Below are 22,345 nucleotides of genomic sequence, written 5' to 3' on the forward strand. Positions count from 1 at the left end.
AGAATTCCATGGCCGCAGCAGCCAAGACATTTGCAGCTAAGACATTTGCAATCGTTGGAACCGGGGTCATCGGTGCCGGCTGGGCGGCACGGGCGCTCGCGCACGGCCTGGACGTCGTCGCCTACGATCCGGCTCCGGGCGCCGAGGAAAAGCTGCGTGCGGCCATCGACAATGCCTGGCCGGCCCTGGAAAAGCAGGGGCTCGCCGCCGGTGCCGACCGCAAGCGCCTCAGCTATGCCGGTTCGATCGCCGAAGCGGTCGCCGAGGCGGACTTCATCCAGGAGAACGCGCCGGAGCGCGAGGAGCTCAAGCAGGACCTGCTGGCGCAGATCGACGCTGCCGCCAAGCCCGGCGCCATCATCGGCTCCTCCACCTCGGGCCTGTTGCCTAGCCGGCTGCAGGCCAGGATGGCCGATCCGACCCGGCTGGTGGTGGGCCACCCCTTCAACCCCGTCTACCTGCTGCCCCTGGTGGAAGTGCTCGGCGGCGAGAAGACCTCCCCCGAGACGGTCGAGGCCGCCAAGGCGTTCTACACCTCGATCGGCATGCGCCCGCTGCATGTCAAGGTGGAGATCGAAGGCTTCATCGCGGACCGGCTGATGGAAGCGCTCTGGCGCGAGGCTCTCTGGCTGGTCAATGACGGGGTTGCCACCACCGAGGAAGTCGACGCGGCCGTGGTCTATGGCTGCGGCCTGCGCTGGTCGCTGATGGGCACCTTCCTGACTTTCCATCTCGCCGGCGGCGAGGGCGGTATGCGGCACATGCTGCACCAGTTCGGCCCCGCCCTGAAGCTGCCCTGGACCAAGCTGGTGGCTCCGGAACTGACGGATGAACTGATCGACCGCGTCGCCGATGGTTGCGAGCACCAGGCCGCCGGGCGCTCGATCAAGGCGCTGGAACGCCGCCGCGACGACTTCCTCATCGAGGTGATGGCGCTGGCCAAGAAATATTGGCCGGAGGCCGAGGGGTTGGAGGGGCGGATCTAGCTCCCCTGGGACCGCAGGCTTTCAGCCGGCTCTTGGAACCGTCACACTTGCACGATGGGCGATGCAGGCGGGACGCCTGCAATCCTAGAGCAAAGCGCGTTCACACGTGAACGTTTGTTTGCTCTATCTCTTTGTTTCGACGCGTCTTTGCGATTCTTGATGATTCCGAGAAATCACAAAACGCTTTGGGGGACTCCCATGCACCTTCTCGACGAAACCGTCCGCCCGGAATGGATCGACTATAACGGCCATCTCTATGACGGCTATTACGCGGTGATCTTCGCCAAGGCCGTGGACGAGTTCCTCGGCCGGGTCTGCCTGACCGAAGCGGTGCGGGAGACGACGCGCCATACCATCTACACGATGGAGACCCATGTCCGCTTCCTGTGGGAGGTCAAGCTCGGCACGCCCGTTTCGGTGACCTGCCAGGTGCTGGACCTCGATGCCAAGCGCGTCCGCATCTTCCTGAGCATGTATGACAAGGTGCGCAACCTCGTGGTGGCGACCTCCGAGCAACTCCTGATGTCGATCGACCAGACCGAGCAGCCGCACGCCGCGCCTTGGCTGCCGCAGAGCGCGGCAGTGCTGGAGGGGCTGCTGAAGGAGCACGCCACCCTGCCGATGCCGAAGGATGCCGGCCGCAGCATCGGCATCAAGCGGTAGTGCTATTCCGGGTGCACGGGCATCCTGCCCGTTCTTGGAAGCAATGTCGCTGGTTGGAACGAAAGAACGGGCAGGATGCCCGTGCACCCTGTGTAGTTAGACTGTGTCAGGATTGGTGCGGGCGAGAGACCGTGTGCACCCAGGCCCCTTGAGGCCGTTTTCCGGCTTGGTCCTCGCCCGCGTTGCAGTACCCAACCTGAACAGTTGATCGAGGCCGCACCACCGGACCTCGTAGCACAGGGATAGGCGCGATGATCATACACCCTGGCTTCATCGGGATCGATGTCTCCAAGCACCATCTCGACATTTTCAATGCCATCACCCAGCATGTCGAACGCATCGACAACACGGCGCAGGCGATCATCTCAACCTTCGAGCTGCTGCAAGCCGATCCGATCAAGCTCATCGTCTTCGAGGCGACCGGGTCTTATGATGGGTCGCTACGCTCTGCTTTGACGAGCCTGCAATTGCCCTTTGTTCGCGTCAATCCAGCCCGAGCCCGCGACTTTGCCAAATCCATCGGCCTGCTGGCCAAGACCGACGCCATCGATGCGCGCATGCTCGCCGCCATGGCTCAGTGCCTCAACCTGCAAGCCGATCCGGCCGATGATCCTCATCGCCAACAACTGGCCTTGCTGCACAAACGCCGCGACCAGTTCGTCGCCACCCGCAAGCAGGAACTGACACGCCTGGCTCAAGCCGACATGGCCCAGATCCGAGACAGCCTCCTGGATCATCTTGCCTGGCTGGAGGCGGCCATTGCCAGCCTCGACCAGCACATCTCCCTCCTCATTGCTCGACATGACAGCCTCGAGCAAAGGCGCCGGCTGATGTGCTCAACACCAGGCATCGGCAGGGTCATTTCCACGACCCTGCTGGCTCTCCTGCCCGAACTCGGCCAACGCTCGTCCAAGACCATCGCCGCCTTGGCAGGCCTGGCCCCCTTCAATCGCGATAGCGGCCTTATGCGCGGCACACGCCAGATCAGAGGCGGAAGACGACGCGTGCGACAGGCCCTCTACATGGCCGCCGTTTCAGCCAGCCGGTCCAAATCCCTCTTCGCTGAGACTTACCGCGCATTGCGACAAGCCGGAAAGCCACCAAAACTGGCTCTCATCGCCTTGGCCCGAAAGATTCTCGTCACTCTCAATGCCATCGTGCGAGATCAGACCCCCTTCAAGGCATGACACTCGCTCAACTACAGTTGCCGGAAACGCCCCAGCTCGCCAGCCGCCATGTTTGCCGGCTTATATTGAGTCCTGCTGGCATTTCAGCGGGATCGAATACATATAGCCTTATCGACTTGCTGGTGTTCGAGGTTTCATGCGCCGCTTCTTCATGGCAGTGCTGCTGTTGGTGCTATCGATTGGCGGTGCCCGCGGGTCCTGCCAAGACTATTTGGTGCAGGCTTTCGATAGGCTGAAAACTGTGCCTTTCAGAGCCGACATAGTGGAGGAGGGCGAACATGGCTCGAAACTCATGACCACCTACATCCGTCAGTCCGCGGAAGCTATTCGGATCGAGACAAAATACAAAGCCACTCCCACGCAGGAAGATAAGTTTTTAGGTTTTGTTGGTGTTGATAGGGAGCGATGGATAAATGAAGGGGATGGATGGAAAATTTGGGATGGCAACAGTACTAGGTTTTCTAATTTCATAATAAACTATACGAATCCATATATTCCATTTTCTGTAAAAAGATTGAAGGATGTAAGTTGTTTGGGGTCTCTTGTCAGACATGGTTCGTGGCATTCGATATTTGAATTGCCAGAAGGTGGCGATAATCAACACTATGTGTTGTACGTCGACAATGTCACAGGCCTACCGGAGAGTTGGTCCATCGGTGGACAATTTTTCAGCCAGAAAGTGACCTATCGCTACGAAGCTGTTCCGGCGATTAATCCTCCGCTTGCGAAATAGTGCAAGGTAGGGGCGGTTCTCCGCCCTCCCGCTACCTTTCAAGCGCAACGCTTCCAAGAGCGGACATCGCGACATGCCTTCATGTCGCGGAGATGCCCGCGCTCCATGATCAATCCGGCCAGCCGCCGGGGCTGGTCTCGGCGCCGTCGTCATATTTCGACAGCCACTCCACCGCGGTGTCGCGGAAGCGGGTGAGGCCCTTGTAGTCGACCAGTTCGGGCGGCAGGGTCTGCAGCACGCGATGCAGGCGCCGGCCCCATTTGGGCACCGTCACCAGTTCCTCCAGCTTGATCAGGTAGCAGCGGATCGGGAAGACGATGGCGTTGGAGCGCGGCAGGCGGAAGAAGCTCTGCAGCTCGACGCGCAGATGCAGCTTGTTGCCGATATTGTCGAGCGTCAGCGTGGTGCGATCCTTGCCCCATTTGTGATAGTTCTCGGGCGAGGTATCCAGGCGCGGATTGACCGTCATCGTCCAGTTGAGCCGCCGCGTCGGCGAGCCCTGGCGCAGGTTCAGCATGAATTTGAGCGCCCGTTCGAACACGCCGAGCTGGTGGGCCAGCGGCACCGGGCCGTGCCATTCCATGAAGTTCATGCCGATGTCGAAATCGAGCGACCAGTCGGCCTGGGTGGTGACGATGCCCGCATCCATCCACAGATTGCCGTCGCGCTGGTCGAGCAGGCAGAAATCGCCCTGGGACTGGCGGGTGATGTATTCCATCGGCCCATAGGGCAGGGTGGCGACATCACCGAAGGTGAAGCGATCGTCGATGCCCAGGGGGCGGTTGATCCAGTGCCATTGGTCGCCGCTCCGCTCGAGCGTGAAATGCTCGGGATAGGAGGTCGACATGCTCTCCATCAGGAGTTCGAGCAGATCCCAGCCCGCCAGCGTCATGTGGGGCAGGGACTGGCAGCGCAGCGGGTCTTCCTTCAGCACCAGCGCCCTGTCGGCCATCTCCGAGACATAGTGCTCGTCGACGTCGATGGGATGCTCGAAGACCGAGCCGTTCGGGCCTGCGGTATGCGGTTCGATATTGACCGCATACATGTAGTTGTCCTTGTCGAAGGGGAACGGGAAGCGGCGGATCCCCGTTTCCGAATTGCGGAACGTGAAGTCGTCGCGGAAGGTTTCCTGGCGGAATTGGATGCCCATGGTGCGTATCCTCTGTGAGAGCTTCCTGGGACGGCTGGCGTCTCGCCTGCTCTTGGACACACGGCGATTCAAGAGCAGGCGAGACGCCAGCCGTCCCAGGAATTAAGTTACAAATCCAGCACCAGTTCCCGGCCCTCGAAGCGCGAGACGCAGGGCATGACCTTGGTGCCGGAGGCCTTGTCGGCTTCCGAGAGGTAGTGGTCGTTGTGCATGAGCGTGCCGTCGCAGGCGAGCACCCGCGTCTCGCACTGGCCGCAGGCCCCGCCCCGGCACAGATAGGGCGCGTCGACGCCGGCCGCCTCGATCGCCTCCAGCATGCTCTGGTGCGGGCCGACCTGGGCCTTCTTGCCCGACTGGGCCAGGGTGATCTCGTAGGGCTTGCCGGAAGCCGGCGCGAGGAACTGCTCATTGTGCAGGTTCTGCTCCGGCCAGCCTTCATTGCGGGCGGTGTTGAGAACCCATTTGATCATGCCGCCGGGCCCGCAGACATAGAGATGCGTGCCGAGGGGCTGGCGGGCGAGCAGGTCGACCAGGGGGATCGCTTCGCTCTTGGCGTCGCGATAGATGTGGATCCGGCGGCCATAACGCTCGGCCAGATGGGCGAGATAGGCGCCGTGCTCGTCCGAGCGCACGGCGTAATGCAGCTCGAAGGGGCGGTCCTCGTCGGAAAGCTGGGCCATCATCGCCATGAAGGGGGTGATGCCGATGCCGCCGGCAAAGAGCAGGTGCTTCTTGGCGCGCTGGTCCGGCGGGAACAAATTGACGGGATGGCTGATGCGGATGATGTCGCCGGGGCGGACCCTGCCATGCAGGAACAGCGAGCCGCCACGGCCGTTGTCGTCGCGCCTGACGCTGATGGTGTAGCAGGCCGTGTCGCCCGGGCGGCTCATCAGCGAATAGGGGTTGCGCCGGAGGGTGGCGCCGTCTTCCATCTCCACCACCACATGGGCGCCGCCCGAGAAATTGGGCAGGGGCGAGCCGTCTACGGGCTTGAAATGGAAGCGCTTGATCTCGGGCGTGACCTGGTGGATCTCGCTGACGCGCACCTCGATCTTGGGTGTCTTGTCACTCATGGAAAGGCCTCCTCGGTCGGCGGAACGACACCGGGCTCTTCGGCGTCGATGCACACGCCCTGGAATGCGGCGATGCGGCGCGAATAATGGTCTCGCACCAGCAGAGTCAGGCCGCAATGGGCACATTTGACCGGCTGCGTGCGCACATGCTCGGTGATGCCCTTGCAATGCACGCATTGCACCCGGCGCTCTTCCGAGCCGCGATGCTCGGTCTGGATGGAAAGATGGTCGACGCCGGCCTCGATCGCAAGCTTCATGGCCTGGCCGATCAGGCCTTCCGTGCCGGCCAGATAGATCTGGGTGCCCATATGGGCCGTCGCCAATGTCTGGGCCAGGCGCGGCAGGGCGGCGGCGATGCTCGGGCCCTCATAGAACATGTCGGGGCCGAGTGCCCTGAGGGCCTCGCCCAAATTCTTGGCAGCGGCTCCGCCGGGCACATAGATGATATGGGCCCTGTCGAGGAAGGCGGCCTCGGCCGTCTTGGCCGCGTCGAGGATCGCCTGCGCACCCTCGGCATCCGCCACGAACAGGTGCCGCTTGGCGCCGGGGCGGATGGCAAGCGTGCCATAGACAGGACGGCTCTTGATGCCGGATACGAGCATGGTTCTATCGAAACTCCAGCGCGAACGGAAACAGACGCAGCCAGGATCTGGCTATCACGTATGAGGGGCCCTCTCCCGTGGGAGAGGGCCAGGCACCTTACAGCGCCGTACGCTTCTTCTTCTCCGGATCATCGAAGGTGATGGTGTGGGCGATGGCCGAGCACTGCACATTCTTGCCCTTGACCTCGAGCTTGGTGCCCTGCTTGGCGACGTCGACGGCCATGCGGGCGATCGCCATGGAGCGGTTGGTCAGGCGCGAATACATGCCGCAGGTGACCACGCCCACCTTCTTGCCGCCGGCCCAGAGCTCGTCGCCGGCATCGAGGATCTTGTCGGTGTCGGCGAGGACGCCGAAGATCTTGAAGCGCTCCTTGCCCTTGAGGCGGTAATGCTCCTCAGCGCCGCGGAAACCGGTCTTGCCGGGCGAGACGGTGAAGGTGAGGCCGAGTTCCCAGAGCGTGTCGCCCGGGCCCTCGTTCTCGAAGGGATACATCTGCGAATTGTCATAGGGATAGAACAGCAGATAGCTTTCCACCCTGAGCCAGTCGAGCGCGGTGAAGGAGGCGGGCACGATGCCCATGCGCTTGCCTTCCTTGAGGATGGTGTCCCAGATCTCCACCGCGTCCTCGGACTTGCAGAAGATCTCGTAGCCGCGCTCGCCGGTATAGCCGGTGCGCGAGATCATCACAGGCTTGCCGAACAGGGTGGTCTGCATGTGGTGGAAATATTTGAGGTCCTTGATGCCGGGCACATGCTTGGTGAGGTATTTCACCGCCAGCGGGCCCTGCAGCGACAGGTCCTGCAGATCGTCGTCGAAGATGACGGCAACATTCTTGCCGGCGGCATCGCGAGCCATGTCCTCGAAGCCGGTGCCCGAGCCATAGACCGTCATCCAGCTGTTGGGGCCGGTGCGATAGAGGATGCAGTCGTCGGTGAACTTGCCGGCATCGTTGAGCACGCAGGCATAGGCCGACTTGCCGGGCACGATCTTGCGCACGTCGCGCGTGGTCAGGCGCTGCAGCACCTGGTGCGAATGCGGGCCGACCAGATGGGACTTGCGCAGGCCGGACACGTCCATCAGCGCCGCCTTTGTGCGGATCGCCTCATGCTCGTCGGCGAGGTCGGACTTGGTATAGGTCCAGGCCGTCTCCATCCCGTTCCAGTCTTCCAGGGTGGAGCCGAGGGCTCGGTGGCGGGCTGCGAGCGGCGAACGCCGCCAGGACATGACACTCATGGATGTTCCCTTCTGTGATTGGTGGCCGGTCTTCGGCCCGGTGTGGTTGGGCTGGCAAGGCCGGAGAGCGAGGCCGTGTTACATCCTCACCCTCGTCTTGTCCGGGTCGTAATGGGCAAAGCGCACGACCTTGGCCTTGAGGCGCTTCTGGTGGCCGTCGAGCTTGCCGATCTCGAGTTCGGTGCCGATCTCGGCCGAGCCGATATCGACGCGGGCGAGGGCGATGTTCTTGTCGAGAATGGGCGAACGCATGCCGGAGGTAACCACGCCGATGCGGGCGCGCCCGGCATAGACATGATCGCCGTGATGGGCGGTCTCGCGTCCCTCGATTTCCAGGCCGACGAGCTTGCGCTGCGGCTCGGCCTTGCGCTTGACCAGGGCCTCCTTGCCGACGAAGTCACCCTTCTTGGAGACCAGCGGCACGGTGAAGGTGATGCCGGCCTCGAACGGGTCGGTCTCGTCGGAGAATTCGTAATGGGCGAAGATCAGCCCGGCCTCGATGCGCAGCATGTCGAGCGCTTCCAGCCCCATGGGCACCACGCCGAGCGGCTTGCCGGCCTTGAAGACGGCATCCCACACGGCCTCGCCGTCGCGGGGATGGCAGAAGATCTCGTAGCCGAGTTCGCCGGTATAGCCGGTGCGCGAGACGACCACGGCCGGGCCCTGGGCATGGCCGAGCCGGCCGACGGTCGAGCGGAACACGCCGATCTCGTTGGCAGCCGGCTGGGCCGGCGGCGTCCAGATGATCTTGGCGATGAGGTCACGGCTCTTGGGGCCCTGCACGGCGAGATTGTGGAGCTGGTCGGTCGAGGAGCGGATCCAGACCTTGAAGCCCTTTTCCTCGGCGAGCTGGCGCAGATGCACGCCGACATAGGGATCGCCGCAGACGAGGCGGAACTGCTGCGGCCCGAGGCGGAACACGGTGCCGTCGTCCAGCATGCCGCCATGTGGGTAGCAGATGGCGGTGTAGACCACCTGGCCGACCGAAAGCTTGGTGATGTCGCGCGTCACGGCATAGTCGAGCAGCGCCTCGGCATCGGGGCCGAGTACCTCGAACTTGCGCAGGGCGGAAAGGTCGATCACCGCCACCTTTTCGCGGCAGGCCCAATATTCGGCCACCGCGCCATCGGCGAGGAAGGAATTGGCGAGCCAATAGCCGCGATACTCGACCATGCGGCGCGAAAGGGGAGCGACCTTCGAATGGAACGCCGTCTCCTTGGTGAAGACCGGAGGGGAATCGGGTGTCATGCGCGTAGCGATCGCCTTGGGGAATTCGTGATCGGCGTCATAGACGCGGACCTGGATATCGGTGGGGTTCCAGCCATTGGCCGGGTCGATGTCGTCGGCACAGGAGGAGGCGGCGCAGGTGAGGTCGATCAGCGCGCGCATCAGCACATAGTCGCCGGGGCGCGACCAGGGCTCGTCGGCACTGATGGTGCCGTCATGGTTGACCTGCGTGTTGAAGAAGAAATTGATCGCCGGCCAGCCGGGACGGGGGGCGATGCCGTCCTGCGCCAACACCCTGTTGAAGTTCTCCGAGCAGGAATCATGGCCCGGATAACCCATGTCGTCGTAATATTTCATGGTGCAGGCGAGGCCGAAGGTGTCGTGCCGCCCGCAGGTGTCCTGCACCACTTCCACCGTGGCCCGCATGCGTTGGTCGAAGAATTTCGAGAACAGGCCGGGGCCGGGATAGGCGCGTCCCATCAGGGTGCGGGTCGCGGTGGCGTCGAGGCCGCATTCGATGCCCTGCTTGAGCAGCTCAGTGTCGAAGGCGAGGAAATCCGAGCATTGGCGCCCATCGATGTCCATGATCTGGATATATTGGCCGGCCTTGACCTCGAAACGCTCCGCGGTCGCGGCCTTCACCCGGAAGTCCTGGACCGGCGTGGCGAGAGGGGCGGCGGGCTGGCTCTGCGGCGCGCGCTTGGCGGTTTCATCGCTGCGCGCGATCTCCAGATGGAAGTCGGTGGCCGGAACCACGGCATCCGCCGTCGAATCGCCGGCCGGCACGATCAGCACGCAGGTCATGTCCCGCTCGGCCGCCAGTGAGAGGGCCTCTCCCGCCGGGGCGTCGGGTCCGGAGATCAGGATGCCGCTGGCACTGGCAAGATCGCGGCCGGCGAGTTGGTGATGGGTGGCGGCGGCATTCTCATTGGCGGCGATCAGGCCCGCCAGTGCATCGCGCGGGGCGGCGGGATGGCCCGAAGGCAGGCTCTCCTGCGCCGCAAAGGCATAGAGCAGGGCGTTCTGGCCGCCCTCCAGATCGGTCAGACGCAAGCGATCGCCCTTGCCGAGGGCGAAGACCTGGCTCGATCCGCCGGCGACACGAAGCATTTCGGCTTCAGGCATGGCAAACCACTCCTACAGGCAAGCGAACGGGCAGGACGCGCCCGGATGATTGACGATATGCAGCGCTACTCGGCTTCCTCTCCCAGCACCCGGTAGCGGCCGCCGAAGAAGAGCAGCGGCTCGCCCTCGACATTGTGCTCCATGTCGACCACCCGGCCGACGATGATGCGGTGGTCGCCGCCCTCGTACTGGGCATGGTGCAGGCAGTCGAAGGCCGCCATCGTGTCCGGCAGGATCGGCGCCCCGAAGCGCCCGGCCGTGTAGGCCACATCCGCCCATTTGTCCTGGCTCTGCCGCGCAAAGCGGGCCGAAAGGGCGCGTTGTTCCTTGCGCAAGACGTTCACGCAGAAGCCCGGCGCTTCCAGGAAGGCCGACAGGCTGCGGGCCTTGTTGGCGATGGAGAACAATACCAGCGGCGGATCGAGCGAGACCGAGGAAAAGGAATTGGCGGTGATGCCGATCAGCCCCGCGGTCGGATGGGCGGCGGTCACCACGGTGACGCCGGTGGCAAACAGGCCGAGCGCCCCGCGAAAGCGCAGGGGATCGATGGTTTCTGGAACGGTATCGGCCTTCGCTGGCTTTGTTGCAGAACCCTGGACCATCTTGCCTCATACCCTTACCGACGTCGGCGCTTACGCTCCGACACCGGTATACCCCGGATTCGCTCGAATCCGGGAGGCGGCCGCAAACCATTGCCGCCTCGTCGGGGCGGAAACCGAAACGGACCGCATTTCCTGCCGGGGATTGCGTTTCCAGCCGCATCTTACGCCGTCTTCCGAATGGCAGGGGGATTGATTTCCGCCAGAAGCCGCTCGGCCAGAGCGCGCTTGGCGTCCACATCCATCTTCTTGATCTCGTTGTTGAGAACGCGCTCGTTGATCGAGGTGTTCCAATAGTCGACTGCCTCGAAGCCCAGCAGCGAGGTCTTGCCCACGAACTGGCGCAGCACTTCGTTGGTGGGCCCCATCACCCAGCCGGCCTTGGCGTCGCGCAGATAGCGCTCGATCTGCAGCTCGGGCTTGTAGCCGGTGCCGCCGCAGGCATGCAGCATCTTGTCGGAGACGGCGGCGACGTTCTTGGCGGCAGCGAATTTCAGCTGCCAGAGCCAGTGCAGCAGGCCGGCGCGCGGCAGGAAGGAGACATCGCTCTTGTGGATCGACCAGTCATTGTTGCCGGTGGCGTCGTCCAGCGCCTTGGCGATGAGGAAATCCATCGAGCGCACCACATTGGTGTCGATGATCGCTTCGCCGACGTAATCCTGGATGGTGGCGTAGTCGGCCACCCGCATGCCGACATCCTTGTGGGTCTTCTTGGTGGTGTGCGCCTTGGCGATGTCGATCATGCCCATGGCGATGCCGCTCCAGCAGGCGGAGGAGCACAGCAGGAAGAAGGGGTCGACGATCTCGTCATTGGAGCGGGCGCCGTCCCCGACCGGGCCGACCAGGCGGTTGCGCGGCACCACCTTGTTGACTTCCAGCGGGCCGGACTGGTTGCCGCGCAGGCCAAGGCCGTTCCAGCTGCCGGGATCGCTGGTGATCTCATCGCCGAGGATGAGGAAGCAGGAGAGGTCGGCATAATTGCCGTTGAAGTTGGGAGAGGTCGTCTGGACGATATACCAGTCGGCAAAGCCGCCGGAGGTGGTCCAGGACGCCTTCTTGCGGACGTGCCAGCCTTCCTTGGTCTCCTCGACGCCCGAGGAGATCGGATACCAGAAATGCGATCCGGTCTCCGGATCGGAATAGGACAGGGTGCCGATCAGGCAGTCCTTGTCGAGACGGCGCAGGATGTCCTTCAGGGCTGCATTGTCGTGATGGCGCAGCAGGGCGGCGGCGACGGCACCGGTATGCATGGTGTAGCACATGGCCGTGGAGGCACAGCCATAGCGGGCGATGGTCTCCACCACCATGGCGACGCAGATGTGATTCTCGCCCTGGCCGCCGAGCTCCTTGGGCACGATCAGGCCCAGGAAGCCATGCTCGGCCAGGATCTGGAAATTCTTGCGCGGATAGGCGCGGTTGCGGTCGCTCTCGACAGCGTTGGCGCGCATCTCCGTCTGGCACAGCTCGATGAGCTTGGCCTGCAAGGCCTTCTGGCGGTCGGTCAGCATCCATTGCGGATCCCACTCGAAACCGAGGCCCCAGAACGGCTCATTCCCCCACATCTTGCGTGACGACATACGGGCATCCTTCGAATGGTTCGTCCCGCGCATTTTGCCTGCCCGGTGACGCCTGAAGTTTCCAGAGAAGAAACAAGTTTGTCCAGCAGGAAATTTTATCAGCCCGAATTCTTTTTGCTCCGTGACGGTTGGAGCCCTCCAATCGGATTGCTGTTGTGCTCAAAAAATAGGCAGAAATTCGGTTATTTCCCAGGGAATCGCAGAAAACTAAGGGTTGACGCTTCCTCAGAGTGTGTCAATCTTCACTCGCAGTAAAAAAGAGAGACGGTGGGTGAAGACGAGAGCCGTCGTGGAACTCTCGCAGCCAGCACCGCCCCAGCATCCAGTGCAGTCGATCAGATCCGGGGAACACAATGACGGCGACAACTGACGCAAATACGAGCGCAGGGGGCGAGAGCCAACTGCTGCGCCATATCGATTGGCGAGGAGCCTTCTGGGTAGCAAGCGGCGTACCGCCGCTCGTGCTGTTCTCGATCGGCGGCATTGCCGGCACCACCGGTACGCCGGCCTTCCTGATCTGGACGGCCTCCATGATCATGGGCTTCATCCAGTCCTTCACCTATGCGGAGATCGCCGGCCTGTTTCCCAACAAATCGGGTGGCTCCTCCGTCTATGGCGCCACGGCCTGGCTGCGTTACTCCAAGTTCATCGCGCCGCTCTCGGTCTGGTGCAACTGGTTCGCCTGGTCACCCGTGCTGTCGCTCGGCTGCTCCATTGCCGCCGGCTACATTCTCAATGCCCTCTTTCCGATCCCCGTCTTCACCGACAGTTCACCCGAAGTCCTGGCCTATATCGCTGCCCATGCCGGCACGGCGCCGGCTGACGCCATCACGGCGGTGACGGCGGCGGCGACCCCGGCGATCCGGACCTGGACGCTGTTCAGCCATACCTTCCCGCTCTTCGGCTTCTCGCTCAATTCGGTCTTCTTCATCGGCGCCGCGCTGATGCTCCTGACCTTCGCGATCCAGCATCGCGGCATTCTCGGCACCGCCAACACCCAGAAGATCATCGGCCTGATCGTCATCATCCCGATGCTGATCGTCGGCATCGTGCCGATCATCACCGGCCAGATCAACTGGGCCAACTATTCGCCGCTGGTCCCCCTCGCTACGGCCTATGCGCCGGCGCCCGGCAGCTGGAACGTCGCGGGCTGGACGCTGGTGCTCGGCGGCATGTTCATCGCGGCCTGGTCGACCTACGGCTTCGAGACCGCGGTCTGCTACACCAGCGAGTTCAAGGATCCGGGCCGCGATACCTTCAAGGCCATCTTCTATTCCGGCCTTCTGTGCATGCTGCTCTTCATCCTGGTGCCCTTCACCTTCCAGGGCGTGCTCGGATTGAACGGCATGCTGGCGACCCCCATCGTGGACGGTTCGGGCGTGGCAGCGGCGATGGCCGACATGGTGCATGGCGGCGCCATCATCAGCCAATTGCTGGTCATGCTGATGATCCTGGCGCTGATCCTGGCCATCATGACCGCGATGGCCGGCTCCTCCCGTACCCTCTATCAGGGCTCGGTGGATGGCTGGCTCCCTAAATATCTGAGCCATGTGAACTCGCATGGCGCCCCGACCCGGGCGATGTGGACCGACCTCATCTTCAATCTGATGCTGCTCGCCATCGCTGCGGCCGATGCCACCAGCTTCTTCTTCATCCTGGCCGTGTCGAATTGCGGCTATATCATCTTCAACTTCCTCAACCTCAATGCCGGCTGGATCCACCGGATGGACAATGGCCACATCAACAGGCCCTGGAAGGCGCCGACCTTCGTCATCGCCATCGGCGCCATCTTCGCCTATGTGAATGCCATGTTCATGGGGGCGGGCGCCAAGGTCTGGAACCCCCTGGCGCTGTGGGCGGGCCTGTGCACCGCCGCCCTCATCATCCCGGTGTTCTGCTACCGGCATTACATTCAGGATGGCGGCAAGTTCCCCGAGCACATGCTCGACGATCTCGGCCTCAGATCCGTCGACCTCCAGCAGAAGAAGGCGGGCATCCTGCCCTACCTTACCCTCGTGGCCGGCTTGGCCGTGGTGCTGCTGGCGAACTGGTACTTCGTCCTCTGACAAGGCCATACGGCCTTGACGACGAACGGGGCGCTTCGGCGCCCCGTTTTGCGTGAATAGGTCGAGACAATCCAGGGACCGGGCTTCGTCCCGCCGGGCCGATCAGGTCCGATAGCGTTCGAGCTGCGCGATGCCGAGCCGCGCGATGCCTGCGAGCTCCTCGCTGCTGGCGCCGTCCTGCGCCTGCACGGACATGCCCTGCACCAGGGCGCCGAGGAAGCGGGCGAGAGCAGCCGTATCGGTATCCGGCTTGAGGTTGCCCTCCCTGACGGCGCGCTCCAGGCGTTCGCGAAACATGGCAAGGGCGCCCAGGCGCAATGAAGAGACATGTTCGGCCACCGGCCGGTTCTCGCTGGCGCAGCGCAGCACGGCGGTGGAGATCATGCAGCCTCGAGGGTGTTCCTTGCGGGCATATTGGTCGGCCCAGGCGAGCAGGATGCGCTCGAAGGCTCGGACCACATCCGCTTCCTGCGCCAGTATCTGCGGCCCGAAAGCACCCACATGGCCGCGATACCAGATCAGGGCCTCCCTATGCAGTTCGGCCTTGGAGCCGAAGGCGGCATAGAGGCTCTGCGGCGTGATGCCCATCGCCTCGGTGAGATCGGTGATCGACGCGCCCTCATAGCCGAGGGCCCAGAAGGTATGAGCGGCGGCAGCGAGCGCCTCTTCACGATCAAAGCTGCGGGGACGCCCGCGGGGGCGTCTTTCGGCTTCGTTATTTTTCACAGTGTTCACTCTAGAAATATCCGAAGACCTGCTGTATTCAGGAATGACCATTGTGATAATAGTGGATGCCCGCTCATGAGTCTTCAGCCAAATGTCGCAGCCCTTTCCGCCGATCCGTTCCTCGACCGCCTGGATGGCGTGATCGACCGGGCGCTGGCCGAAAAGCGCATTGTCGGTACGGTCGTTCTCGTCGCCAGAGACGGCGATCGTGTCTATGAGCGCGCGGCCGGCCTGGCGGATCGCGAGGCCAGGCGAGCGATGGCGCCCGATACCATTTTCCTGCTCGCCTCGATCACCAAGCCCTTCGTCACGGTGGCGGCCATGCGCCTGGTCGAGCAGGGCGTGATCGGCCTCGACGATCCCGTGTCACGCTGGCTGCCCGACTTCCGCCCGCGCATGGCCGACGGGACCGAGCCGGTGATTCGGCTGCGGCATCTCATGAGCCACAGTGCCGGCCTCAGCTATGGCTTCCTCGAGCCGCAGGGCACGCCCTATCACCAGCTCGGCGTCTCCGATGGGCTCGACCACCATCCCGGCCTGACGCTGCCCGAGAATTTGCGGCGTCTGGCTTTGGCGCCGCTCGCCTTCGAGCCCGGTGCCGCCTGGCGTTATTCGCTGGGCATGGACGTGATCGGTGCCGTGCTGGAGCAGGCGAGCGGGGAGAGCCTGCCATCCCTGGTGCGCCGCCTGGTCACGCAGCCACTCGGCCTTGCCGATACCGGCTTCGCGGTGACGGACAGGTCCCGCCTGGCGATAGCCTATGCCGACGGCGACCCCGAGCCGCGATTGATCGAGGACGGCATGGACGTGCCGCTCTGGGATCAGGCGGTGCGCTTCGCGCCGAGCCGGATCTTCGATCCTGAGGCCTATCCGTCGGGGGGAGCCGGCATGGCGGGGACGGCCGGCGAGGTTCTCGCCCTCCTGGAGGCGATCCGGCGGGACGGTGCTCCGCTGCTTCGGGCCGAGACGGTGCGCATGATGATGACGGACCAGATCGGCAGCGAAGCGCAGGGGCCGGGCTGGCGCTTCGGGCTCGGCTGGGCGGTGCTCGACGATCCCGGCTTGGCGCTGTCGCCCCAGACCAAGGGCACGATCCGCTGGGGTGGCGCCTATGGCCACAACTGGTTCATCGACAAGGAGAGTGGGCTCAGCGTCGTCGTCCTGACCAATACGGCCTTTGAAGGCATGTCCGGCGCGTTCTCGCTGGATGTCCGCGACGCGATCTATGGCGCTGCGCCCTGAACCAGGAGGGCGGCTGCGGTCGCCTTGGCTTCCGCCAGCAGCCAATTGCGGAAGCGGCCCACATCGGGCCGTCCGGCGACGGTGCGGGGATAGACCAGCCAATAGCTGTAGTCGTTCGGCAGGATAAGATCGACCGGACACACCAGGCGGCCTTCCCGCAAGGCGTGTTCGGCCAGGAACAGCTTGCCGAGCGCCATGCCCTGTCCCTCGGCGGCCGCCTGCAGCAGATGGCCGTGGTCGTCGAAGGCATGGCCCGCCGCAAGGGCGGCTTCGGGCTGGCCGGCATGACGGAACCAGCGCGACCAGGCATCCCTGGGCGTGTCGTGCAGCAGATGGCTGGCAAGCAGGTCCGACGGCGAGCAGGGAGAAGGCAGCCCTGCTGCGATCGCCGGACTGCAGACAGGGCCGAGCATCTCCTGCGCGATCAGGTCGGCCTTGAGCCCAGGCCAGCGGCCGAGGCCCGAGCGGATGGCGAGATCGAAGCGGTCCTCGGTGAAGGCCCAGCTATCGGGTGAACTCGTCAGTTTTAGCTCGATATCGGGATGGCTTTCGCGAAAACGCCCGAGCCGGGGCACCAGCCAGCAACTGGCGAAGGAGGGCAGCACCGTGATGCGCAGGGGACCGTCGCGCCGGCCGCGCACGGTCTCGGTCACCGCCGCCAGGCGATCGAGCACCTCGCCGACTTCGGCAAGATAGGCACCTCCCGCCTCGGTCAACCGCAGGGCATGGCCCGCGCGTTCGAACAGCCGGACACCCAGCCAGGTTTCGAGCTGCCGCACCTGATGGCTGATCGCCGTCTGGGTCACGCATAATTCGTCGGCGGCCCGGGTGAAGCTGAGGTGCCGGGCGCCGGCCTCGAAGGCTCGGACGGCCACCAGCGGCGGTAGGCGACGCATGCTCGATGAATCCAGTTCATGGAGGGCGTGAAAATAGATCGTTTTGTCCGGCCCGAATAGTGGTGTTTCCATCCTTCCAGCGTACCGGCCCGTGCCCGGTGCGGCGTGTTGAAATGAGATCGCCATGCTCGTCTGGAATGTCTGGATTCTCTTCGCCGGCTATGCGGTGCCTCTGGTCATCAGTCCGGGACCGGGCAATACCGTGCTCACCGCCATGGGCGCCCAATATGGGGTGCGCGGTTCCGTGCGCTTCTGGGTGGGCTTCGAGATCGGCAATCTGGCGCTTTGCCTGATCTATGGCTTCGGCCTGGGGGAGGTCGTTCGCGCCCACCCCGGTTTCGCCTTCGGGCTGAAACTGGCGGGCATAGCCTACCTGCTCTATCTGGCCTGGAGCTTCTTCCGGTCGGCGGGCCACGACGCCGCTTCTGCGCAAAAGCGCCAGCCGCATCTCGGCCTGGTCGACGGCATCCTCTCCGTCGCCGTCAATCCCAAGATCCATTCGATGGTGCTGGCGATGTTCACGCAGTTCCTCGATCCCGCCGCCGGTGTCACCAGCACCGTCATCCAGCTCACGGCCGGTTTCGTGCTGATCTCGGTGCTCTGCCATTTTCTCTGGATCTATGCCGGAGCCAGTCTGCTTGGGCGTTTCCGCTCCGAGCGTGCCCAGCGGGCCCAGGGCTGGACCTTCGGCACCTGCATGCTGCTGGTCGCCGCCTTTACGGCGATCAATTGAGGATCGGTGCGGCGGCGTGACTTTCCGCCCGCGAGAGGACACCTCGCAACTGGTCCTGGCTTGGCCGGCTCAACCGGTCTATGAGCGCAGCTGGAAGCGTGCCCATGTTCGGCGGGCAGCGGAAAGCGGAGAAAATTATGCCCCACCTCATTGTGAAAATGCTGCCCGGCAGGTCCGAGGAGCAGAAGCGCAAGCTCGCCGACGCCCTGACCCAGGCCGTGATCGACAGCCTGAACAGCCAGGACAAGTCGATCTCGGTCTCGATCGAGGACGTGCCGGAAGAAGAGTGGACCCGGAAGGTCTACATTCCCGACATCCAGGACAAGCCGGATCTCGTCTACAAGAAGCCCGGTTACGACCCGTTCGCCTGACGGCGGATACGCCGGCGCTCAGCGTGCCTCGGCGGCTTCCTCGATCACGCCGGCGATGGCATCGAGCATGGCGGTGTCGTCGCCGGCCATGCCGTCCATGTCGGCCATGCGGCCGATCACGGTGGCCGCGATTTTTTCCTCCACCGTATTCTCGGCATAGGCGTAGTAGATCACGGCGCGCTGGCCGTCACGATGGCAGCGCCCCTCGATCTGCTGGAGCTGGATGGCGCTGTGGCGCATGTCGTGCACCACCAGCGAACGCTCGCGTTCTCCGCCCGGCATTTCGCCACGGTGGAGGGAGATCGCTTCGGTGACGGTGAACACCACGGCATCGAGCTCGCCGCGCTGGAAGGCCTGCCTGACGGCTTCGTTGCGCTCGCCGCTCTGGGTGCCGTTGATGGCGTCGACGCGCCAGCCATGGCCCCGCAATTTCTCGACCAGCAGGGCGCTCGTTTCCAGGAAGGCGACGGAAATCGCCACTTGCTGGCCATTGTCCATCAGGTCGTCGGCAAAATCGGCGGTGCCGGCGATGCGCAGGAGGCTGCCTTTCTGGCGAAAGCGCAGATCGGCGGCCCAACCCGCCGCCCGCCGCGTCGAGCCGCCGGCCAGGCCGACTTCCCGGCGGAATTCGCGCCAGGTCGCCTCATAGAGGCGCCGGTTCTCGGCATCGAGCGCGGTCGGCGTTACCTCGCGCTGCACTTCGGGCCAGCCGGCGATCTCCTCGGGCCGACGACGCAGGCCGATGGCATCGCGCCCCTTGTAGAGTAGAGAGGACATGGTGCGGCGGTCGTCCTCGTTCGGCTCCCAGGACCAGTTCTTCCAGCGCCCCTTGGCGCGCCCGATCCCGAGCCGCTTCATCAGGGCCCGGAAGCCGTCGAGATCGGCGGCCAGGCCCTCGCCCTTCCGCTTGTCGCCTTCCCGCGCGAACAGGCGGGCGAGATAGGAAAGTTCGTGCGGCGCCTGCCCGGCGGTGGCGCTCATATAGAGGGTGAAGTCGGCGGCCGCCGCCATCTGGCGGCAGACCAGTCCCTGCTGCGAATTGGGATTGCGGATGCGGTGGGCTTCGTCGATCACCACCAGCGGCCAGGTGCGCTTGGGCGTGCCGAGCTTGGCGAGTTCGTTGTTCTTGGCCCGGGTCGAGCGCTTGGTGCTGGTGGCGGGCGGCGCCATCAGCATCTTCGTGCGCTCGAAATTCATCACGGTGACCGCCTTGGCCGGCAGGCCGGCCTGCGCCATGGTCAGGCGCCATTGCGGAATGGCCCCCTTGGGGCAGATCACCAGGATTTCCTGTTCCGGCATGGCGCTCAGCGCCAGCCAGGCCGACAGCGTCTTGCCGAGGCCGGTCAGGTCGCCCAGCAGGAAGCCCGGCCGCCCGGCGCGGCGGGCGGCGAGGATGGCCTCGCTCGCCTCGACCTGATGCGGGCGGGGGATGAGCTGGGGTGCGGTGCTCACGCCTCGTCGCGGAAATAAGGCTCGACCTTGCCCTTGAGCTTGATGGTCAGGGGATTGCCGCGCCGGTCCTTGGCATTGCCGGCGGCGACCCGGATCCAGCCTTCGCTGACGCAATATTCCTCGACATTGGTCTTCTCGGCGCCGTTGAAGCGGATGCCGACGCCGCGCTCCATCAGCGCCTGGTCGAAAAAGGGGCTGTCGGGATTGGCGGCGAGGCGGTCGGGCGGGCTATCGGTCATCACGTCTCTCTCATGAAGATGTCAGACGCCGGATTAGCGCCCCAAGGCCGGAATGCCAACGCCTGATGTGAATTTTGTGCCATCGGGCGTGCCTTTCGCCGCAAGGCCGTCTAAGGAAAGCTCTGATGTAACGAACAAGGAGTGGCGCGATGGATGATCGGCCCATGAAGAAGGCCCGTATGCTCGCCGAGATCGCCAGCATCCAGAAGCAGGCCAAGGTCCTGGCGGTGCAGAAGAACCGCGGCGCCCATTACGAGCGGCTGGCCCGCGAGGCGGAAGAGCGCGTTGCCAAGCTGCGGGAATCGATCGCGGCCATCGAGGCGGAGCTCGCTGCCGCCAAGCAGTGAGGCGCAGCGCTATTGGAGTGGCAGGTTGCTGCAAGGTGCGGCACCGCCTGCCTGCGAAGGTGTCAATTGCATTGCGGATTTATGTCAGGAATGCAATATTGCATACGTGTTGAGCGAATTGGTTAAGAACTCGCCATATTCGACCCTTTAGCCATGCGAGCTATGCAATTCGGCATTGCGGCGATGTATGTTGCAGCGCAACATGAGAAGGTGGATACTCCTTGGCAACAAAGGAGTAGTCATCATGATCTTCGCAAGCATCATTGCTTATTTTAAGGACCGCATGGCCAAGCAGGCCGAGTTCCTGCGCCTGCTCGATGAGATCAACAGCCTGTCCGACCGCGATCTGCGTGATCTGCGTGCCGACCGCATGGAAATGATCCGTCATGCTCGCCAGCAGGTCTACGGTGCCCAGGCTGTCTGAGCACCGCCTTCCGTCGACGGACGAGTTTCGAACGCGCCGCCTTCTTCCCTGAAGGTGGCGCGTTCTGCTTTTGGGGGCAATGAACCCTCGGCAGCATCAGGCATAGGCAGGCATCTGGCCGTGCAGGGAGTGATCGAGAGCCTTGCGCAAATAGCGCCTGGCCTGTTCGAAGGCTGCGCTGTCGCGATCGCGCGGGCGAGGCAAGTCGACGCTGACCGTCTCTTCGATACGTCCGGGCTTCGGCGCGAGGACGACGACGCGATCGGCGAGCAGCAGCGCCTCCTCGATGTCATGCGTGACGAGAAGAAGGGTCTGCCGGTCCTCCAGCCAGAGCCGGGCGACATGATCCTGCAGGCTCGCGCGGGTCAGCGCATCGAGGGCGGAAAACGGCTCGTCGAGAAGAAGGATGCCCGGCCGCGCCGCCAGGGTGCGGGCGATGGCGACGCGCTGGGCCATGCCGCCGGACAATTCCTTGGGCCATCTTCTACCCTGTCCCTCCAGACCGACGCGTGCGAGGACTTCGGCGACCCGCCTGTCTCGCTCCTGCCGGGGCAGGCTGGCGAGGCCGAAGGCGACATTCCCCGCGACGGTCAGCCAGGGCAGCAGGCGCGGCTCCTGGAAGACGAAGCCGACGGTCTCCGCCGGGCCGCTGACGGGCACGCCATCGATCTCCACCCGCCCACGGGTCGCGGTTTCCAGGCCACCGATCAGGCGCAGCAGCGTGCTCTTGCCGCTTCCCGAGCCGCCGATGATGGCAACGGCCTCGCCGGGCGCGACGGACAGGTCGATGCCGCGCAGCGCCTGCGTGCCATTGGCATAGGTCTTGTCGAGATTGCGCAGCGACAGCATCAGCGGTCCCCGCCGGCGAAACTGTCTTCGTGATGCAGGAAGGGGTGGCTGAGCGCGACCAGGATCATGTCGCTCGCCTTGCCGATCAGCGCGAACAGGATGATGGTGGCGACGATCTCGTCGGGTTTGCCCAGTTGCTGGCCATCGACGAGCAGATAGCCGAGCCCTTCGGAGGCTCCCATGATTTCGGCAGCCACCACGAACATCCAGCCGAGGCCGAGGCCGACCCTGAGCGCCGTGACGACCTGTGGCAGGATCGCCGGCAGGAGGATGCGCCGTACCAGCTGCAGCCCTTTCAGCCGGAAGACCTGGCCGACCTCGACGATCTTGCGATCGACCGAGCGGATCGCGCTGGAAACGCCGAGATAGACCGGAAAGAACACGCCGACGGCGATGAGGATGATCTTGGATTGCTCGAAAATGCCGAACCACAGGATGAAGAGCGGTACCCAGGCGAGGGAGGGAATGGCACGCAGCCCCTGCAGCGTCGGGTCGACCAGGGTCCGGAACAGGGACGAATAGCCGGAGGCAGCGCCGAGTGCGATGCCGGCGAGAGCGCCGAAGAAGAAGCCGGCCCCGACCCGGGCCAGCGTTGCGAGGATGTGGGTGGTGAGGTCGCCATTGCGCGCCAACTCCAGCAGCGTCGCGGCGATGCGGCTCGGTGGCGGCAAGAGCCGTCCGTCGCTCCAGCCGGCATGGACGGCATATTCCCATGCCAAGGCGAGGGTGAGGGGCAGAAGCAGCCCGGCATAAGGCCGGACATGGCGAAGAGAAGGCCTGGTCGCCGGACGCCGCTCTTTCAACGCCTCCGGCGCGGCAGGGCTTTCGAGTGCCGTCATCGCCC

General features: G+C 64.1%; 23 protein-coding genes. 10 read left to right on the plus strand and 13 right to left on the minus strand.

Translation table 11 applies throughout. The features are described 5' to 3' along the window. The first annotated feature begins 8 nt into the window (after window positions 1-8). The 4 genes from ACIGJE_RS08565 to ACIGJE_RS08580 all read left to right on the plus strand — a co-directional run bounded on the left by ACIGJE_RS08565 (window position 9) and on the right by ACIGJE_RS08580 (window position 3,569). On the plus strand, window positions 9-986 hold the full coding sequence (locus tag ACIGJE_RS08565; protein WP_415080295.1) for an L-carnitine dehydrogenase: 978 nt from the start codon (window positions 9-11) through the stop codon (window positions 984-986). Between the two features lie 198 nt (window positions 987-1,184). Continuing rightward, a complete protein-coding gene (locus ACIGJE_RS08570) occupies window positions 1,185-1,649 on the plus strand; it encodes a thioesterase family protein (RefSeq protein ID WP_394313926.1) in 465 nt (154 codons plus the stop codon). Window positions 1,650-1,900: 251 nt separating this feature from the next. Beyond that, entirely contained in the window at window positions 1,901-2,836 is a 936-nt protein-coding gene (locus ACIGJE_RS08575; protein WP_483679583.1) for an IS110 family RNA-guided transposase, read from the plus strand. Window positions 2,837-2,972: 136 nt separating this feature from the next. Then, window positions 2,973-3,569, plus strand: a complete 597-nt coding sequence (locus ACIGJE_RS08580; protein WP_415080296.1) for a hypothetical protein — start codon at window positions 2,973-2,975, stop codon at window positions 3,567-3,569. Between the two features lie 109 nt (window positions 3,570-3,678). Here ACIGJE_RS08580 and ACIGJE_RS08585 read toward each other — a convergent pair whose 3' ends face one another. From ACIGJE_RS08585 to ACIGJE_RS08615, 7 genes are all read right to left on the minus strand, one after another. Next, a complete protein-coding gene (locus ACIGJE_RS08585) occupies window positions 3,679-4,719 on the minus strand; it encodes a heme-dependent oxidative N-demethylase family protein (RefSeq protein ID WP_483679811.1) in 1,041 nt (346 codons plus the stop codon). A gap of 107 nt (window positions 4,720-4,826) precedes the next feature. Next, window positions 4,827-5,792, minus strand: a complete 966-nt coding sequence (locus ACIGJE_RS08590; protein WP_483679813.1) for a PDR/VanB family oxidoreductase — start codon at window positions 5,790-5,792, stop codon at window positions 4,827-4,829. Further along, entirely contained in the window at window positions 5,789-6,394 is a 606-nt protein-coding gene (locus ACIGJE_RS08595; RefSeq protein ID WP_068287892.1) for a dimethylamine monooxygenase subunit DmmA family protein, read from the minus strand. The genes ACIGJE_RS08590 and ACIGJE_RS08595 overlap by 4 nt, the downstream gene beginning before the upstream one ends. Window positions 6,395-6,491: 97 nt before the next feature. Then, a complete protein-coding gene (locus ACIGJE_RS08600) occupies window positions 6,492-7,619 on the minus strand; it encodes an aminomethyl transferase family protein (RefSeq protein WP_437178686.1) in 1,128 nt (375 codons plus the stop codon). A gap of 87 nt (window positions 7,620-7,706) precedes the next feature. Beyond that, the gene (locus ACIGJE_RS08605) at window positions 7,707-9,980 is read right to left on the minus strand and encodes a trimethylamine N-oxide demethylase (protein WP_483679815.1); all 2,274 of its coding nucleotides are present in this window, start codon (window positions 9,978-9,980) and stop codon (window positions 7,707-7,709) included. Between the two features lie 65 nt (window positions 9,981-10,045). Next, window positions 10,046-10,582: a flavin reductase family protein gene (locus ACIGJE_RS08610; RefSeq protein ID WP_311940792.1), complete on the minus strand. Its 537-nt coding sequence runs from the start codon at window positions 10,580-10,582 to the stop codon at window positions 10,046-10,048. A 161-nt stretch (window positions 10,583-10,743) separates the two neighbouring features. Beyond that, a complete protein-coding gene (locus tag ACIGJE_RS08615; RefSeq protein WP_415080298.1) occupies window positions 10,744-12,156 on the minus strand; it encodes an acyl-CoA dehydrogenase family protein in 1,413 nt (470 codons plus the stop codon). A gap of 353 nt (window positions 12,157-12,509) precedes the next feature. Here ACIGJE_RS08615 and ACIGJE_RS08620 point away from each other — a divergent pair, with 353 nt between their 5' ends. After that, window positions 12,510-14,222, plus strand: a complete 1,713-nt coding sequence (locus tag ACIGJE_RS08620; RefSeq protein ID WP_068287898.1) for a trimethylamine N-oxide permease — start codon at window positions 12,510-12,512, stop codon at window positions 14,220-14,222. A gap of 102 nt (window positions 14,223-14,324) precedes the next feature. Here ACIGJE_RS08620 and ACIGJE_RS08625 read toward each other — a convergent pair whose 3' ends face one another. Then, window positions 14,325-14,999, minus strand: coding sequence for a TetR/AcrR family transcriptional regulator (locus ACIGJE_RS08625; RefSeq protein WP_311940783.1), 675 nt, complete (start codon window positions 14,997-14,999; stop codon window positions 14,325-14,327). A 24-nt stretch (window positions 15,000-15,023) separates the two neighbouring features. On the opposite strand from ACIGJE_RS08625, the gene ACIGJE_RS08630 reads away from it, so the two are divergent. Next, entirely contained in the window at window positions 15,024-16,190 is a 1,167-nt protein-coding gene (locus ACIGJE_RS08630) for a serine hydrolase domain-containing protein (protein WP_415080299.1), read from the plus strand. On the opposite strand, the gene gcvA is transcribed toward ACIGJE_RS08630, so the two are convergent. Further along, entirely contained in the window at window positions 16,172-17,086 is a 915-nt protein-coding gene (gene gcvA, locus ACIGJE_RS08635) for a transcriptional regulator GcvA (RefSeq protein ID WP_415080300.1), read from the minus strand. The genes ACIGJE_RS08630 and gcvA overlap by 19 nt on opposite strands. Before the next feature lie 124 nt (window positions 17,087-17,210). On the opposite strand from gcvA, the gene ACIGJE_RS08640 reads away from it, so the two are divergent. Further along, window positions 17,211-17,819 (plus strand): LysE family translocator, encoded by a 609-nt coding sequence (locus ACIGJE_RS08640; RefSeq protein WP_415080301.1) that lies wholly within the window; start codon window positions 17,211-17,213, stop codon window positions 17,817-17,819. Window positions 17,820-17,956: 137 nt separating this feature from the next. After that, window positions 17,957-18,190, plus strand: a complete 234-nt coding sequence (locus ACIGJE_RS08645; RefSeq protein ID WP_311940771.1) for a tautomerase family protein — start codon at window positions 17,957-17,959, stop codon at window positions 18,188-18,190. An 18-nt stretch (window positions 18,191-18,208) separates the two neighbouring features. Here the strand turns inward: ACIGJE_RS08645 and ACIGJE_RS08650 are convergent, their stop codons facing one another. Then, a complete protein-coding gene (locus tag ACIGJE_RS08650) occupies window positions 18,209-19,642 on the minus strand; it encodes a DEAD/DEAH box helicase family protein (protein WP_415080302.1) in 1,434 nt (477 codons plus the stop codon). Continuing rightward, a complete protein-coding gene (locus ACIGJE_RS08655) occupies window positions 19,639-19,881 on the minus strand; it encodes a DUF3297 family protein (protein WP_311941021.1) in 243 nt (80 codons plus the stop codon). Before ACIGJE_RS08655 ends, ACIGJE_RS08650 begins: the two co-directional genes overlap by 4 nt. Window positions 19,882-20,030: 149 nt before the next feature. Between ACIGJE_RS08655 and ACIGJE_RS08660 the strand changes: the two genes are divergently transcribed. Then, the gene (locus ACIGJE_RS08660; protein WP_068287917.1) at window positions 20,031-20,228 is read left to right on the plus strand and encodes a hypothetical protein; all 198 of its coding nucleotides are present in this window, start codon (window positions 20,031-20,033) and stop codon (window positions 20,226-20,228) included. A 244-nt stretch (window positions 20,229-20,472) separates the two neighbouring features. Beyond that, window positions 20,473-20,652, plus strand: a complete 180-nt coding sequence (locus ACIGJE_RS08665) for a hypothetical protein (RefSeq protein ID WP_311940764.1) — start codon at window positions 20,473-20,475, stop codon at window positions 20,650-20,652. Between the two features lie 96 nt (window positions 20,653-20,748). Here ACIGJE_RS08665 and ACIGJE_RS08670 read toward each other — a convergent pair whose 3' ends face one another. Then, on the minus strand, window positions 20,749-21,501 hold the full coding sequence (locus ACIGJE_RS08670) for an ABC transporter ATP-binding protein (protein WP_311940762.1): 753 nt from the start codon (window positions 21,499-21,501) through the stop codon (window positions 20,749-20,751). Further along, window positions 21,501-22,340, minus strand: coding sequence for an ABC transporter permease (locus tag ACIGJE_RS08675; protein ID WP_415080303.1), 840 nt, complete (start codon window positions 22,338-22,340; stop codon window positions 21,501-21,503). Before ACIGJE_RS08675 ends, ACIGJE_RS08670 begins: the two co-directional genes overlap by 1 nt. Window positions 22,341-22,345 lie beyond the last annotated feature (5 nt).

This window comes from Labrys sp. E2SS-1L (assembly GCF_057073705.1).